The 14,686-nt window shown below is 41.9% G+C and carries 10 protein-coding genes, 1 tRNA gene and 1 rRNA gene; 4 read left to right on the top strand and 8 right to left on the bottom strand.

The window, feature by feature from the left end; all coding sequences use genetic code 11:
• Positions 1 to 28: 28 nt before the first annotated feature.
• From ilvD to ilvG, 4 genes are all read right to left on the bottom strand, one after another.
• Positions 29 to 1,888, bottom strand: a complete 1,860-nt coding sequence (ilvD, locus tag ACOB82_RS08040) for a dihydroxy-acid dehydratase (protein WP_448212457.1) — start codon at positions 1,886 to 1,888, stop codon at positions 29 to 31.
• Between the two features lie 92 nt (positions 1,889 to 1,980).
• Positions 1,981 to 2,910, bottom strand: a complete 930-nt coding sequence (locus ACOB82_RS08035) for a branched-chain amino acid transaminase (protein WP_448212456.1) — start codon at positions 2,908 to 2,910, stop codon at positions 1,981 to 1,983.
• Between the two features lie 38 nt (positions 2,911 to 2,948).
• Entirely contained in the window at positions 2,949 to 3,206 is a 258-nt protein-coding gene (ilvM, locus tag ACOB82_RS08030; RefSeq protein WP_448212455.1) for an acetolactate synthase 2 small subunit, read from the bottom strand.
• Positions 3,207 to 3,259: 53 nt separating this feature from the next.
• A complete protein-coding gene (gene ilvG / locus ACOB82_RS08025) occupies positions 3,260 to 4,933 on the bottom strand; it encodes an acetolactate synthase 2 catalytic subunit (protein WP_448212454.1) in 1,674 nt (557 codons plus the stop codon).
• 372 nt (positions 4,934 to 5,305) lie between these two features.
• On the opposite strand from ilvG, the gene ACOB82_RS08020 reads away from it, so the two are divergent.
• Positions 5,306 to 6,829, top strand: a complete 1,524-nt coding sequence (locus ACOB82_RS08020; RefSeq protein ID WP_448212453.1) for a YifB family Mg chelatase-like AAA ATPase — start codon at positions 5,306 to 5,308, stop codon at positions 6,827 to 6,829.
• Here ACOB82_RS08020 and ilvY read toward each other — a convergent pair.
• On the bottom strand, positions 6,826 to 7,710 hold the full coding sequence (ilvY, locus tag ACOB82_RS08015; RefSeq protein WP_448212452.1) for an HTH-type transcriptional activator IlvY: 885 nt from the start codon (positions 7,708 to 7,710) through the stop codon (positions 6,826 to 6,828). The genes ACOB82_RS08020 and ilvY overlap by 4 nt on opposite strands.
• Before the next feature lie 114 nt (positions 7,711 to 7,824).
• On the opposite strand from ilvY, the gene ilvC reads away from it, so the two are divergent.
• Positions 7,825 to 9,309, top strand: coding sequence for a ketol-acid reductoisomerase (gene ilvC, locus ACOB82_RS08010; protein WP_448212451.1), 1,485 nt, complete (start codon positions 7,825 to 7,827; stop codon positions 9,307 to 9,309).
• 130 nt (positions 9,310 to 9,439) lie between these two features.
• On the opposite strand, the gene ACOB82_RS08005 is transcribed toward ilvC, so the two are convergent.
• Positions 9,440 to 10,522 carry a hypothetical protein gene (locus ACOB82_RS08005; protein WP_448212450.1) on the bottom strand — a complete coding sequence of 361 codons (1,083 nt, stop codon included), beginning with the start codon at positions 10,520 to 10,522 and terminating at the stop codon, positions 9,440 to 9,442.
• A gap of 184 nt (positions 10,523 to 10,706) precedes the next feature.
• Between ACOB82_RS08005 and ACOB82_RS08000 the strand changes: the two genes are divergently transcribed.
• Positions 10,707 to 12,329 (top strand): amidohydrolase family protein, encoded by a 1,623-nt coding sequence (locus tag ACOB82_RS08000; RefSeq protein WP_448212449.1) that lies wholly within the window; start codon positions 10,707 to 10,709, stop codon positions 12,327 to 12,329.
• A gap of 84 nt (positions 12,330 to 12,413) precedes the next feature.
• Positions 12,414 to 14,045, top strand: a complete 1,632-nt coding sequence (locus ACOB82_RS07995) for a response regulator (RefSeq protein WP_448212448.1) — start codon at positions 12,414 to 12,416, stop codon at positions 14,043 to 14,045.
• Between the two features lie 215 nt (positions 14,046 to 14,260).
• Here ACOB82_RS07995 and ACOB82_RS07990 read toward each other — a convergent pair.
• Positions 14,261 to 14,345: transfer RNA gene (locus tag ACOB82_RS07990), tRNA-Tyr, on the bottom strand.
• Positions 14,346 to 14,390: 45 nt separating this feature from the next.
• Positions 14,391 to 14,505 (bottom strand): 5S ribosomal RNA (rrf, locus tag ACOB82_RS07985).
• Positions 14,506 to 14,686 lie beyond the last annotated feature (181 nt).

Below are 14,686 nucleotides of genomic sequence, written 5' to 3'. Positions count from 1 at the left end.
TTCTAATACTTACAGTAAGTTCCAGTGGTTACTGGCTAACTTCACCATCAAGTAATGCCCGATTGCGCACTGCGCCTTTATCAGCACTTGTTGCTAACATGGCGTAGTTTTTCAACGCATAACTGATTGGACGTACGCGATCTTTCGGTTGCCAAGCATTAGGCTTTGCCTCCATTGCTGCTTTACGCTGCGCTAATTCTTGCTCACTAACGTTTAATTGAATAACGCGGTTAGGAATATCGATATGAATTTCATCGCCATTTTCAACCAAAGCAATAGCTCCACCATTTGCCGCTTCAGGTGAAATATGGCCAATCGATAACCCAGAGGTACCACCAGAAAAACGACCGTCAGTGATCAACGCACATGCCTTACCTAAGCCCATCGACTTTAAGTAAGTGGTTGGGTATAACATTTCTTGCATACCCGGCCCACCTTTCGGGCCTTCGTAGCGAATAACCACCACTTCACCGGCCACCACTTTACCGTCTAAAATTCCGGCGACAGCATCTTCTTGGCTTTCAAAAACATGGGCTAGGCCAGTAAAGGTTAAATTTTCTTTTGCAACGCCAGCAGTTTTTACAATACAGCCATCAACAGCAATATTGCCTGATAGCACGGCTAAACCACCGTCTTGAGAAAACGCATTGGCTTTGCTACGGATACAACCATTAGTTCTGTCATCATCAAGGGTGTCAAAGCGACAATCTTGGCTAAATGCCTTGGTAGTGCGAATGCCAGCTGGCCCTGCTCGATAAAAATCTTTAACGGCTTGATCATCAGTGACCATGACATCATATTGCGCCAATAAATCCGCCAGTGTTAGCCCTAAAACATTAACAACATCGGTTTTTAATAATTCAGCACGGGCAAGTTCGCCCAAAATTGCCACTACACCGCCAGCACGGTGAACATCTTCCATATGATATTGTTGGGTAGACGGCGCTACTTTACATAAGTGCGGGACGATACGAGACAAGCGATCGATATCTTCCATGGTAAAGTCAACGTCAGCTTCTTGGGCTGCCGCCAATAAATGTAAAACCGTATTGGTTGAGCCACCCATAGCGATATCTAAACACATGGCATTTTCGAACGCCGCTTTTGACGCGATATTTCTAGGTAATGTTGATTGATCGTCATCTTGATAATAACGCTTGGTTAAGGCGACAATTTCTTTACCTGCTTTTAAAAATAGCTGTTCACGATCGGCATGAGTTGCCAACATCGAGCCATTGCCCGGAAGTGCTAAACCTAGCGCTTCGGCTAAACAGTTCATAGAGTTGGCAGTAAACATCCCCGAACATGAACCACAAGTAGGACACGCTGAACGTTCCACTTGATCGCTTTGCTCGTCAGAAACGTTTGGATCAGCACCTTGAATCATGGCATCAACTAAATCAAGCTTGATAATTTGATCGGAAAGCTTAGTTTTCCCCGCTTCCATCGGGCCACCGGAAACAAAAATCACCGGAATATTCAGGCGCATTGCCGCCATCATCATGCCTGGGGTGATTTTATCGCAGTTAGAAATACAAACCATGGCATCAGCACAATGAGCATTAACCATATATTCCACCGAGTCGGCGATTAAATCACGCGATGGTAGCGAATAGAGCATTCCGCTATGCCCCATGGCAATACCATCATCAACCGCGATAGTATTAAATTCTTTGGCAACACCACCAGCTTGTTCAATTGCGCCAGCAACTAGTTGTCCCATATCTTTTAAATGCACATGACCCGGTACAAACTGGGTAAATGAATTAACGACCGCAATTATCGGTTTACCAAAGTCGCTATCGGTCATCCCCGTTGCTCGCCAGAGCGCACGAGCGCCTGCCATATTGCGTCCTTGAGTCGATGTTGCTGAGCGTAACTTGGGCATGTTTTTTTCTTCCTATAAATCCTGTGCAGTGAAAAAATATTGGTTATTGCCAGAAGCGTGGCTAGTTAACGCTTCTGACAATATTTCATTATTTAGGCAATTGGCTCTAACCAACCCCATTTATCTTCAGTAGTACCATTGAAAATGCCGAAGAATGCTTCTTGTAATGCTTGGGTTACTGGTCCACGAGAACCTGTACCTACTGGCATACGGTCAACACTTTTAACCGGTACAATTTCAGTGGCAGTACCTGTCATAAAGAATTCATCAGCTAGGTAAAGCGATTCACGAGAAATTGGCTCTTCACGCACTTCATAACCTAAGTCTTTCGCTAACGTGATAACGCTATCACGAGTAATACCCGGTAAAATTGATGCAGTCGTCATTGGCGTGTAAATCACGTTATTACGCACCAAGAATAGGTTTTGACCAGCACCTTCACTCACCATGCTGTTAACATCAAGGGCAATACCTTCAGCATAGCCATGGCGTGCTGCTTCCATTGAAATTAATTGCGATGATAAGTAGTTACCGCCAGCTTTGGCTGCTGTTGGCATAGTGTTTGGCGCTAAACGATTCCAGCTAGAAACACCAACATCCACACCACCTTCAATGGCTTCAGCACCCAAATAAGCTTCCCAAACGAATGCAGCGATCATTAATTCAGCTTGCGCATCAGCGGGTGGACGTAACCCCATGCCTAAATCACCTAAAAATGCTAATGGGCGTAAGTAAGCCGCTTTTAAATTGTTCTTTAAAATAGTGTCTTTACAAGCCTGTTTGACTTCAGCATTGGTGTAAGGGATATCCATGCGGTAAATTTTTGCTGAATCAAAAAAGCGATCAATATGTTCTTGCAAACGAAAACCACAAGTACCTTGATGTGTGGTGTTATAAGCACGAATACCTTCAAATACTGACGAACCGTAGTGTAAAGCGTGAGTCATTACGTGTACCTTGGCATCTGCCCAAGGCATGAGTTCACCATTAAACCAAATCAGTTCAGCATTTACTTTTGCCATAATTTTTCCTAACGTTAAATATGTAGTATTGATTGTTGCTATGCGCGGCATTGCATCATGTTGTTTTGCTCTATATTAATCTCATTTACATCGAAAAGCTTTTGCAATTGGCTGCATAAATGTTCAATTGAATGTTCAGATGCAACATTAAGTTCAATATCGTAACTATTGGTTTCCACTTGCGGGTACATAGTAATACCCGTGACATTAAAACCTCGGTAACGAGTCACTTGTAATAAGCGCTCCAGCACGGTTGGTTGTTGCGCCGCTGAAATTCTTAATGTGTGTTGTTGCATCGTTATTCTCCAAAGTTTTTTTTACTTATATGTGAAATAAACACGCGAAATAGTTACGCGGATTTTTCTGCATCTATCATTTGATCATTGGCGGTATTCGGTGGTACCAAAGGCCAAACATTTTCGGTTTCATCAATTTTTACTTGTAGTAAATATGGGCCGTTATGCGCGAGCATTTCATCTAATGCCGAGGCTACTTCGTCAGCTTGGGTAATTTTTTTCGCTTGAATATCAAACGCTGAAGCTAACATGACAAAATCAGGATTATCTGACAGATCGGTTTCACTTAAACGGCCATTAAAGAACAAGTCTTGCCATTGCCGAACCATGCCCAATTTAGCGTTATCAATTAGCACAATTTTCACTGGCAATTGAAAGCGCTTGATAGTGGATAATTCCTGGACATTCATCATAAAAGAGCCATCGCCGGAAATAGCAATAACCATATCTTTTGGCCGACTAATTTGTGCGCCAATTGCCGCTGGTAAACCAAAGCCCATAGTGCCTAAACCGCCACTAGTTAAGAAATTTTCCGGCGCGTTAAACGCCATATGTTGTGCTGTCCACATCTGATGTTGACCAACATCGGTGGTAACCACACTATCGTACGGCATTTTGTCACTTAGCTGCTTCAACACAGCCGGCGCATAAATTGATGTTTTGGGAAAATCATATTCCCAAGCAAATTCAGCTTTCATTTGTTGGCATTCTTGCTGCCAAGGCGCAATAGATAATGGAATCGCCATTGCCGGTAAATTAATCGTTAAGTCACCCATCACCGCAGCATCAACTGGGCGACGCTTAGCAATTTCAGCCTTATCGATATCTAAATGGATCACTTTCGCCTCTGGGGCAAACTCTGCCAGTTTCCCTGTTACCCTATCGTCGAATCGTGCACCAACGGCAATTAATAAATCACACTTTTGCACCGCTAAATTCGCTGCTTTGGTTCCATGCATTCCCAGCATACCCAAATAATAGTCATTATCTGGGGCAACAGCGCCAAGCCCTTTTAACGTTGAAACACTCGGCATACCGGTAACATCAATAAATTCACGAAGTTCAGCAACCGCGCCAGCCATGCCTACGCCACCACCAACATATAAAATTGGCTTTTCAGCTTTGTTGATTAGCGCCAACGCACTGCCAACATTAGCTGGTTCTTTTGATAACGATGCCTGATGTTGGGGAATCGCTTCTAAAGTTTGCGTCACTTGGGCTAACTGAATATCTTTTGGAATATCAACCAGTACCGGCCCTTGTCGGCCTGATAAGGCGATATCAAACGCTTGATGTAAAGTACTGGCGAGCTCATTAACATCACGCACTTGAAAACAATGTTTAGTACATGCCAATGACAAACCAACAATATCTACTTCCTGAAACGCATCTGAGCCCATCGCTTGCGTTGCAACTTGACCAGTAATCGCCACCACAGGAATCGAATCGCCCATCGCATCAGCAAGACCAGTAATTAAATTAGTTGCACCAGGACCAGAAGTAGCGAAGCAAACACCCACTTTCTTCGAAGCCCTTGCATAACCTACTGCTGAAAACGCAGCACCTTGTTCATGACGACATAAAAAATGATCAACGTCACTGTCATACAGCGCATCATAAATCGGCATGATAGCCCCACCAGGGTAGCCGAATACATGTTGAACGCCATGTTGTTTGAGCACGTCAAACAACAAATTCGCGCCTGTATATTGAGTTTCAGTGGTCATGATTTACAAAGTCCCTTAAAAGCAAAACCCCCGTTCCTTTCGGAGCGGGGGTTTGTGTTTTTAGCTATTTCAGAAAAAATTTTCTTAGCGCAATGAACACCCCCGCGACGATTTAATAATCACCACGACGAGAATGTTAATAATCACTACGACAAATTTTTGCATATTTATTTAGTTTTTCTGAAAAATTATTTAATTGGTTTATCTTTTTAAATTAGTAACACAGCAATTAACGATTGCGCAAGCACTTTTTAACAATGTTTTATAACTAGGTTTTATAACAAATTTAAAACCTAGTTATATTTCAGTTCGCGCGAATGCAATTTACTGTCTAGAATTTATTGGAAATGGACTGATTTAAATGGATTTTTTATGTCACTTTCCTGTGTTTATAGTCGCGCACGCCTTGGGTTAAATTCCCCACTGGTCACTGTAGAAGTTCACATTGCCAATGGTTTACCTGCTTTTAGTATTGTCGGTTTACCTGAAACTTCGGTGAAAGAAGCAAAAGATCGGGTTCGTAGTGCCATTATCAACTGCGGCTATGAGTTTCCAGCCAAACGCATTACCGTTAATTTAGCGCCCGCTGACTTACCCAAAGAAGGCGGCCGATTTGACTTACCAATTGCCGTAGGCATTTTAGCGGCCTCCAATCAATTACCCAGTGATGAATTAGCAGAATATGAATTTGCTGGCGAATTGGCCTTATCTGGCGAGCTTAGACCCATTATCGGTGAAATACCTTTAGCACTAGCGTGCAAATCATCTAACAGAACCTTGATTATTCCGAGGGAAAATGCAGAAAAATCACAATGGGTAGATACCGAGAAAGTTATTGCCATTGAGCACTTGCAGGCCTTGTTTCCACACTTTGCTAGGCAACAGCCACTGCCCTATTTTCAAGGCTCGCCACCACCACTTTTCCATACAGAACATCACTTAGATATGGCGGATGTGATCGGTCAGCCACTAGCAAGGCGGGCATTGGAGATTTCCGCCAGTGGTGGTCACAATTTATTATTTGTTGGGCCACCTGGTACAGGAAAAACCATGTTAGCCAGTCGGTTACCGAGTATTTTGCCGCCAATGAGCCAGCAAGAGGCGGTGGAAAGTGCCGCCATTCAATCGATAAGTCAAATTGACATTGATGAAACCACTTGGAGCATACGACCTTTTCGCGCACCCCATCACACCGCTTCAGCGCCAGCACTGATTGGTGGCGGCACACAGCCAAAGCCTGGTGAAGTGTCATTAGCTCATCATGGCGTGTTATTTTTAGATGAGCTGCCAGAGTTTGATCGCAAAGTGTTAGATGTTTTGCGAGAGCCAATGGAATCAGGCGAGGTGACCATTTCTCGAGCTAATCACAAGCAAACCTTCCCAGCCAACTTTCAACTTATTGCAGCAATGAACCCCAGCCCAACAGGGTTTTATAACGATAAACGCAGCACACCTGAGCAAACCTTGCGCTACCTAAATCGCTTATCCGGCCCCTTTTTAGACCGAATTGATATTCAAATTGAAGTTGCAAGATTGCCACGCGGTGCATGGTCAGAAAACAATGGACAAGAAGAAACCAGTGCGGACATTCGCGCTAGAGTCACGGCTTGTCGCGAACAACAAATAGCGCGCCAAAACAAAGCCAATGCCCAATTAAGCAGTACCGAAATTAGACAATATTGCCCACTTAGCAGTGATGACAATGAGTTTTTAGAACTGGCGGTTGAAAAGCTTGGATTATCAACCAGAGCGCATCACAAAATATTAAAAATTGCGCGTACGCTAGCGGATATGGAAAGCTGCGAACAAATCAGCCACAGTCATTTAATTGAGGCACTTTCTTACCGGGCAATGGATAGAATACTGCGGCATTTAACCGAGGCTGTCGCCATTTAATTTCTATCAATGGCACTAAAAAACGCATTAATTAGCGCTTGCTCTTTGCGAATGTTTAAACAGCAAATACCCAATTCAAACGGTGCAATTTGGTGATCGATATCCAGCGGATACACCCGATCTTTCAACGGGCTGTGCTCGATTACCACTTCTGGCGCTATGCCAATACCACAACCAACAGCGACCATACTGACAATGGCTTCATGTCCGGAAACCGTCGCGTAGATATTCGGTTTACCAAATTGCATGGTGCGAAACCAACGCTCAAAACGCGAACGCGCTGAACCGTGCTCAGGCAAAATCACTGGCAACTTTGACCAATCAATAGAAGCAGCCTGCAATTGCTGTTGCACCTGACAAGCAATAGTTGGCGCAATTAACTGCAACGGTATGGTTTCAATCGGATAAAAATAATAACTGCTAGATAAATTATCTGGCTTAGCTGCTATTGCTAAGTCTGCCTGCTGTTGCTGAATTTGCGGTAAGGCATCTGCTGCATCACCGGTGGTTAGGACAATTTCTACCAACGGATGTTGCTGGCGAAACCGATCAATAAGTTTCGGCAAATGGCTATAGGCAGCAGTAACCGAACAATAAATACGTAGTTTTCCTGTTAACTGGGCTTGCTGTTGATTTAACGAAAGTTTCAGCAGCGCTAATTGCTCATTTTGCTCATCAGCATAGGCTTTTACCTTCAAACCTGCTTCAGTCAGAGTGACACTGCGATTATCTCGATGCAACAAACTACAGCCCAGTTCTTGCTCTAGGCGAGAAATAGTGCGACTTAACGTTGAGGGGCTGACATGGAAAACCTCAGCCGTTTTGCCAAAGTGTAGCTCAGTTGCTAAGTGACGAAACATCGCCAACGCTTTTGAATCCATTGCCAGCCTTTATTGTTGCAAATTTTGCAACATAGTAATGCAAACAATTCACTTTAAGCAACGATAAGTTCGTTTTATTGTAGGGCTATTATTCAACAAAATGCTGGAAAAACCATGGCAAATTATTTCAATACCTTAAGTTTACGTGAGCAATTGGCTCAATTAGGCAAATGCCGTTTTATGAAAAGAGATGAATTCTCTGACGGCTGTAATTTTATTAAAGATTGGAATATTGTCATTGTCGGCTGTGGTGCTCAAGGCCTAAACCAAGGCTTGAATATGCGTGATTCCGGCTTAAATATTTCGTATGCCTTACGTGAAGCCGCAATCCAAGAAAAACGCCAATCATGGCGCTGGGCGACAGAAAACGGTTTTACTGTTGGCACCTATGAAGAGTTAATTCCTAATGCTGATTTAGTATTAAACTTAACGCCAGATAAGCAACATACCTCTGCGGTTTCTGCGGTTATGCCGTTAATGAAACATGGCGCAACGCTTTCTTATTCGCACGGTTTTAATATTGTTGAAGAAGGCATGCAAGTTCGCCCTGATATTACTGTAGTAATGGTGGCGCCTAAGTGTCCTGGTACCGAAGTACGTGAAGAATACAAGCGTGGTTTTGGTGTGCCAACCTTGATTGCAGTTCACCCTGAAAATGATCCAAATGGCAATGGTTTAGCAATTGCAAAAGCGTACGCTTCAGCGACCGGTGGTGACCGTGCCGGCGTTTTAGAGTCATCTTTTATTGCTGAAGTAAAATCAGATCTAATGGGTGAACAAACCATTTTATGTGGCATGTTACAAACTGGCGCAATTTTAGGTCATCAACAATTAGTCGCGAACGGTGTTGATGCTGGTTACGCCAGAAAGCTTATTCAATACGGCTGGGAAACGGTTACCGAAGGTTTAAAACACGGCGGTATCACCAATATGATGGATCGCTTATCAAATCCAGCGAAAATTAAAGCATTCGACATGGCTGAACAGCTTAAATCAATTTTACGTCCACTATTTGAAAAACATATGGACGATATTATTGATGGTACGTTCTCGACAACCATGATGGCAGACTGGGCAAATGACGATGTTAACCTGTTAACGTGGCGTGCACAAACAGCGGAAACCTCGTTTGAATTAGCACCCGATTGCGCCACCGACATTACCGAGCAAGAATATTACGACCGCGGTATTTTCCTTGTCGCAATGATCAAAGCCGGTGTTGAATTAGCGTTTGAGTCTATGGTTGCTGCCGGCATTATCGAAGAGTCAGCCTACTATGAATCACTACATGAAACGCCATTAATCGCAAATTGTATCGCTCGTAACAAGCTTTATGAGATGAACGTGGTCATTTCTGACACCGCAGAATACGGCAACTATTTATTCAGTCACGCAGCAGTGCCATTGCTTTCAGACTTTGTTAGTAAGCTAACATTAGCTGATTTAGGTGAAGGCTTAGGCAATAGCTCAAACGGTGTTGATAATGTTCGTTTAATCGAAGTGAATGAAGCGATTCGTAGCCATAGCGTCGAAGTTATCGGTAAGGAATTACGCGGCTATATGACTGATATGAAGCGTATTGTTGAAGCGAATCAGTAACGCTTCTTAACTAAATTTGCTCGCTGCAAACGGGGTGATACTTAGGTCTTAAAGCAAGACTAGCGCAGGTATCACCCTCTCTCATTTATACCTATTGAATAAACCTATAAACACTTATTAACTATCGAAATTACTCTCTAGTCACATCCTCGACAATACGAAACTGATCTGTATGTTCATTTACCGTCAAATTAACACCGTGATCAATTAACCGCTGATAAAATGAAGTAACACTACAGCCTTTAGTTTGCTTACAAACAATGGCATATTTTTTTACCGCCGACTCATTACTTTGCAATGCGGCTTTTTCCAACCAAATTAATGCTGAATGCAAATTGGTTTCAATTACTTCCCCTGCTAAATAAAGCTCTGCCAGTTTGATTTGTCCTAGTGCAAAACCCATTTCTGCTGCCGCTAAAAATTTATTAAATGCTTTAATTTGGTGATCTTCTAGATATGAGGCTTGTTCAAATGCCAAACCAGAAACATATTCTCGCTCTCCTGCGATATAACCACTACCTATACGGTAACCGGTATCATTGATAACAAAATTGCCAAATAACATATTAGCTGTTGGCCGCGCGGCTTTCACAATGCCACCACGTTCATATAAGGCTACTAAGTCTGTTTCGGTAAAATGATATTCCCGACCACCAAAATAACTAAAAACCCGAGTTTGTCCCGCAGCAATGGCATTCTCAAAAGCTGATTCATGCCGATACAAAATATTGCCAAACACTAATGAGACTGTATCTCCGGTCACATCAACAATTTTAGCAATGCGATAGTTTTCATGAGGTCGGGTATCTGTAGCCAGCACTCGCTGATCCAGCAACATAAAGTCGTTGACCTGCGGATAACTAACAATACGCTCGATATTGCGCTGACTTTGTTCTGCTGATTGCCACCAAGAAAATAAGGCAAATGCAATTAAAAATAAGCCTAAAAATTTAACCAAAAAATGATAAATGGTAAATACCGATGACTGTAATTGTCGGTATAGGCTTTTCTCAAGTTGTGCTTGTTCCACTATATGTAAACAATTAACACATTCTAACTTGATACTTTTGCCGACTGGATAAATTGGCAGGCTCTCTAATAGGAGATAGGCGTAGCGGATATTGCCTCGGACATTATGCTTTTCACAACCGCACTTCAAACACTGATGCTTATAAGTTACACCACCGTTGATGATAGATTCACTGTATTCCATTACATCCTCCTTAAGCTTATTAACAGATTTATAACAAAATGTTATTTTTCAATCAATTAATTTCTACTAACAGTTTCGTACAATTATTTTGATTTTCAATGTTTTCCTTATTTTTCATGTACATTATCCACCATTTAAACCAATATACCTTTAGCGCTTAACTCAAAAGGAACAAGGTATTGCAATGAAACTATTTAGCTGGATTTTACTTTACTTAGGGTGCGGGCTTTCTGTATCAGCGCAAAACATAGCACTGAAAGATGTTAACTTAATTGATGTCAATACCTTAGCGATAAAGCCAAATCAAACCGTTGTGATTAAAGATAAACATATTGTAAATGTTGAGCATTCAGAGACGATAGACCTTCCTGAAAACACGATTGTAATTAATCTTGAAGGTAAATACCTAGCACCGGGGTTGATAGATGGTCATGTACATCATGCCACCGATCCCGACGATTTTGACAACCGCCCTGCGACGTTAAAACGTTTACGCACCCTACTACGTGGCGGTGTAACAACCGTGCGCGATATGGGTGGCGATATCCGCGTATTAGCTGGGTTACAACGTGATGCCATGCTCAATAACATACAATCACCTGATATTTATTATTCTGTGATCCTTGGCGGCGACAGCTTTTTTGCCGATCCTCGCACCATTTCATCAGCAAAAGGTTATCAAGCAGGCACAACTGCTTGGATGGCAGCCATTAATGATGATACTAATCTAGACGCGCTAATGCTGAAAGCCCTAGGTACAGGGGCAACTGGCATAAAAATTTATGCTGAAATAACCACTGAACAACTTAGTGCAATTGCCAAAGCAGCAAAAAACCACGGCCTAAAGGTGTGGTCACATGTATTTATTGGGCCAGCTAAACCAAGTGCAGCAATAAATGCGGGCGTAGAAGCCATTTCCCATGCACCTGATTTTGCTGCAGAAATCATCGACGATTACAAAGCATGGCGTAGACAAAACGTTTCTCCCAATAAGGCTCAAGAACAAGCGTCTTATCAAGCAGCAAACTACAGCAGCCTCTTTGACCGTATGAAAAAGCAAGGCACAATATTAGATGCTACGTTAACCGTATTTGAACAACGTAAAGACAAAGATAGTAATACCGAAAAGCGCTATCACCATGCTGTGATGCTAACTCAACTTGCCAATAAAGCAGGCATTCCAATCTCCGCCGGTACTGATGCTTTTAGTGATAACAGCGTTCAACTTTATCATGAATTACAACTATTAGTAGACGACGGCAAATTATCGCCGATACAAGCAATACAAGCTGCTACACTAAATAATGCTAAAGTACTAGGTATGTCAGAAACCATTGGCAGCATAGAATCTGGAAAGCTTGCAAATATGGTGATCTTTAATAACAACCCTACTGACGATATTGCCAATATCAACAGTGTTGCTCATGTTATTAAACACGGGCAATTTATCTATCGTGGTGCTGATCCACGTTTGCCTTTTAGTCCGGCAAAACGCGTTGGCAGCACACTATGGATGTCAGGGCAAATCGGTAATTTTCCAGGCACTATGACCTTGGCATCAAATGATATCAAAGGACAAATGCATCAAACGATGAAAAACATTGGTCAAGTGTTATCAGAATACTCGCTTAACTATAGTGATATAACTAAATGCACACTAATGTTAGCCGATATTAAAGACTGGGCTGCCGCTAGCCAGGTGTATAAGACTTACTTTAGTAGTGCTTTACCTACCAGAAGCGCTTTTGCTGCTTCAGGCCTTGCCTTGAATGCTAGAGTAGAAGTTGAATGTACCGCCAGTTATTAAACTTATCAGTGCCTAAAGAAAATAGACTTTTTATATAAAGTTGGCTAAAAAGCAAGAAAGGACTGATTCAGCAAAGTGGAATGAATGACGTTAAGTGACTATCGAGACAAACGCTTTTTAATCATAGACAGCCTTAAGCCGTCTCGTGATTTACTTAAGCAGTTTGCATTCGACTTGAATGCTGAAACCGTAGAAGCCGTAGGCTATGCCAATGATGTTATTCAACGATGTTCAGAAAATCATTATGACATTTTATTATTAGGTTATGACTTAGGTGACAGCCAGAAAAATGGGCAGCAACTGTTAGAAGAATTAAAAACAAGTGGCTTAATTGATCGACAAACCATAGTGATATTAATCACCGCTGAAAACTCTCAAGCCATGGTACTTGCCGCTTTAGAGCATAAACCCGACGACTACTTAACTAAGCCTTATCGTATACAAGATTTATTGACGCGCTTGGAACGTTGTTATCGTAAAAAGCATCATATGCGAGACGTATATCAAGCGCTAGATCAAAACGATGCCTATAAAGCAATAGCGCTTTGCGAACAAGCAATACAGGATGGTAGCCCATATCGTACAGAATGCTTCGGCATTAAATCTAGACAACTATTCGAGCTTGAACAATATGATGAAGCCTCACGCATTTATAATCGCTTTATCGATGTAAAAGGTTGTCAATGGGCAAGTATTGGCTTGGGTAAAATCGCCCTAAAGCGCAATAAAGTCAAAGATGCTATTTTACGATTCCAAAGCCTGATCAAAACATCACCATTATATTTGTCTTCTTATGACTGGTTAGCTACTAGCTATGAGACGATTAATCAAATGGTTAAAGCGGAAGAAGTACTAGAAATTGCACTAACAATTTCTCCATACTCTATTAAACGATTAGAGCGCTACGCTAAACTTTGTTATGACAATGGTAACTTTGAAAAAGCGACCAAAGCATATGAACATAACTATCAGTTTTCATTTAACTCAATTCATCATAAACCAGCAAACGCTTTTAACTATTCAAGTGCACTCAACGAACTTGCGCCTCAGCTAAGTGATTACCAATTAAAGCTACAAAAAAGCCGAGTAACAAACGCACTGAGCGAAACAGCTAAAACATTTAATAACTTAGATACTCGTTTGCAGGCGCAATTGCATACCGTTCGGTTGATGAGGAAAACTAGAGAAGAATATGACGCCAAAAGATTATTACAAAGCTGTGAAAAACAGATCAATAAACAAGCTGATAATTTAGAAAGTAGTACTTTGGTTGATTTATCGAAATTACTAATAGACCTTAATAGGCAAGCAACGGCTTCTAACTTAATCAGTAAAGTGGTTGTTAGAGAGCCGGATAACCTAACTTTAATGAGTGAAGTCGATCAGCTAATTGATACTCAACTGCAAAGTGAAGAGCAAAAACAAGCGCAGAAAGTATTAAATAATGCCACTAGTCATTATCGACAGCATAGGTACAAAGATGCGCTTAAAGATCTCAACCAGGCCATTGCAATTTACCCTAATCATATTGGTATTAAACTGAATTTAATTCAGGTACTACTTACGCTATTTGAACAAGATCAGCGCTTAACTAAATATAAATTAAAGGCGCAGGAGTTATTAGCTTCTTTGACCGGCTTACCTAATGATCATCATGGCTATCATCGTTATCAATTGCTTAATCAAAAGCTCAACGCTTTAACGCGAAGTTACTAATTAAGTAAGTAAATCTCAGGCATAAAAAAGCCCGCTCGTTAAGCAGGCTTAGATATATGGTAGAGGGAGGTGGATTATAAAAGGCTTCCTATCTTTTACCCTTCGGGCTGCGCTAAAGCACATTCAAAATTGTTCCCAACAATTTTGTCGTACAAGTTCTCATCCATAAATTCTAGATATAAAAAAACCGCCCTAATAGGACGGTTTGTTTTATATGGTGGAGGGAGGTGGATTCGAACCACCGAAGGCGGAGCCGTCAGATTTACAGTCTGATCCCTTTGGCCACTCGGGAACCCCTCCGGAACTGAATAAAGCCCAGTCTATGACTGGGCTTTTATATTAGGTGCCTAGCGATGTCCTACTCTCACATGGGAACTCCCACACTACCATCGGCGCAGTTGCATTTCACTTCTGAGTTCGGCATGGGTTCAGGTGGTTCTACAACGCTATTGTCGCTAGGCGAAACTGTTACAATCTGGAAAACGTTTATATATCGAATCTAATCAAGTGTACCCTAAGTACGTGTTATTCATTTCTGACTTGTCAGTCATCATACACACTTTATAGTAAAAACTACTTGGGTGTTGTATGGTTAAGCCTCACGGGCAATTAGTATCAGTTAGCTCAAGGCCTCACAACCC

Source organism: Colwellia sp. MEBiC06753 (assembly GCF_053470325.1).
This window is presented reverse-complemented; position numbering and strand designations above follow the sequence as displayed.

Bases quoted from the DNA above. Each gene is read 5' to 3' on its own strand.
- ilvD (WP_448212457.1), bottom strand. From the start codon at position 1,888: ATGCCCAAGTTACGCTCAGCAACATCGACTCAAGGACGCAATATGGCA.
- ACOB82_RS08035 (WP_448212456.1), bottom strand. From the start codon at position 2,910: ATGGCAAAAGTAAATGCTGAACTGATTTGGTTTAATGGTGAACTCATG.
- ilvM (WP_448212455.1), bottom strand. From the start codon at position 3,206: ATGCAACAACACACATTAAGAATTTCAGCGGCGCAACAACCAACCGTG.
- ilvG (WP_448212454.1), bottom strand. From the start codon at position 4,933: ATGACCACTGAAACTCAATATACAGGCGCGAATTTGTTGTTTGACGTG.
- ACOB82_RS08020 (WP_448212453.1), top strand. From the start codon at position 5,306: ATGTCACTTTCCTGTGTTTATAGTCGCGCACGCCTTGGGTTAAATTCC.
- ilvY (WP_448212452.1), bottom strand. From the start codon at position 7,710: ATGGATTCAAAAGCGTTGGCGATGTTTCGTCACTTAGCAACTGAGCTA.
- ilvC (WP_448212451.1), top strand. From the start codon at position 7,825: ATGGCAAATTATTTCAATACCTTAAGTTTACGTGAGCAATTGGCTCAA.
- ACOB82_RS08005 (WP_448212450.1), bottom strand. From the start codon at position 10,522: ATGGAATACAGTGAATCTATCATCAACGGTGGTGTAACTTATAAGCAT.
- ACOB82_RS08000 (WP_448212449.1), top strand. From the start codon at position 10,707: ATGAAACTATTTAGCTGGATTTTACTTTACTTAGGGTGCGGGCTTTCT.
- ACOB82_RS07995 (WP_448212448.1), top strand. From the start codon at position 12,414: ATGACGTTAAGTGACTATCGAGACAAACGCTTTTTAATCATAGACAGC.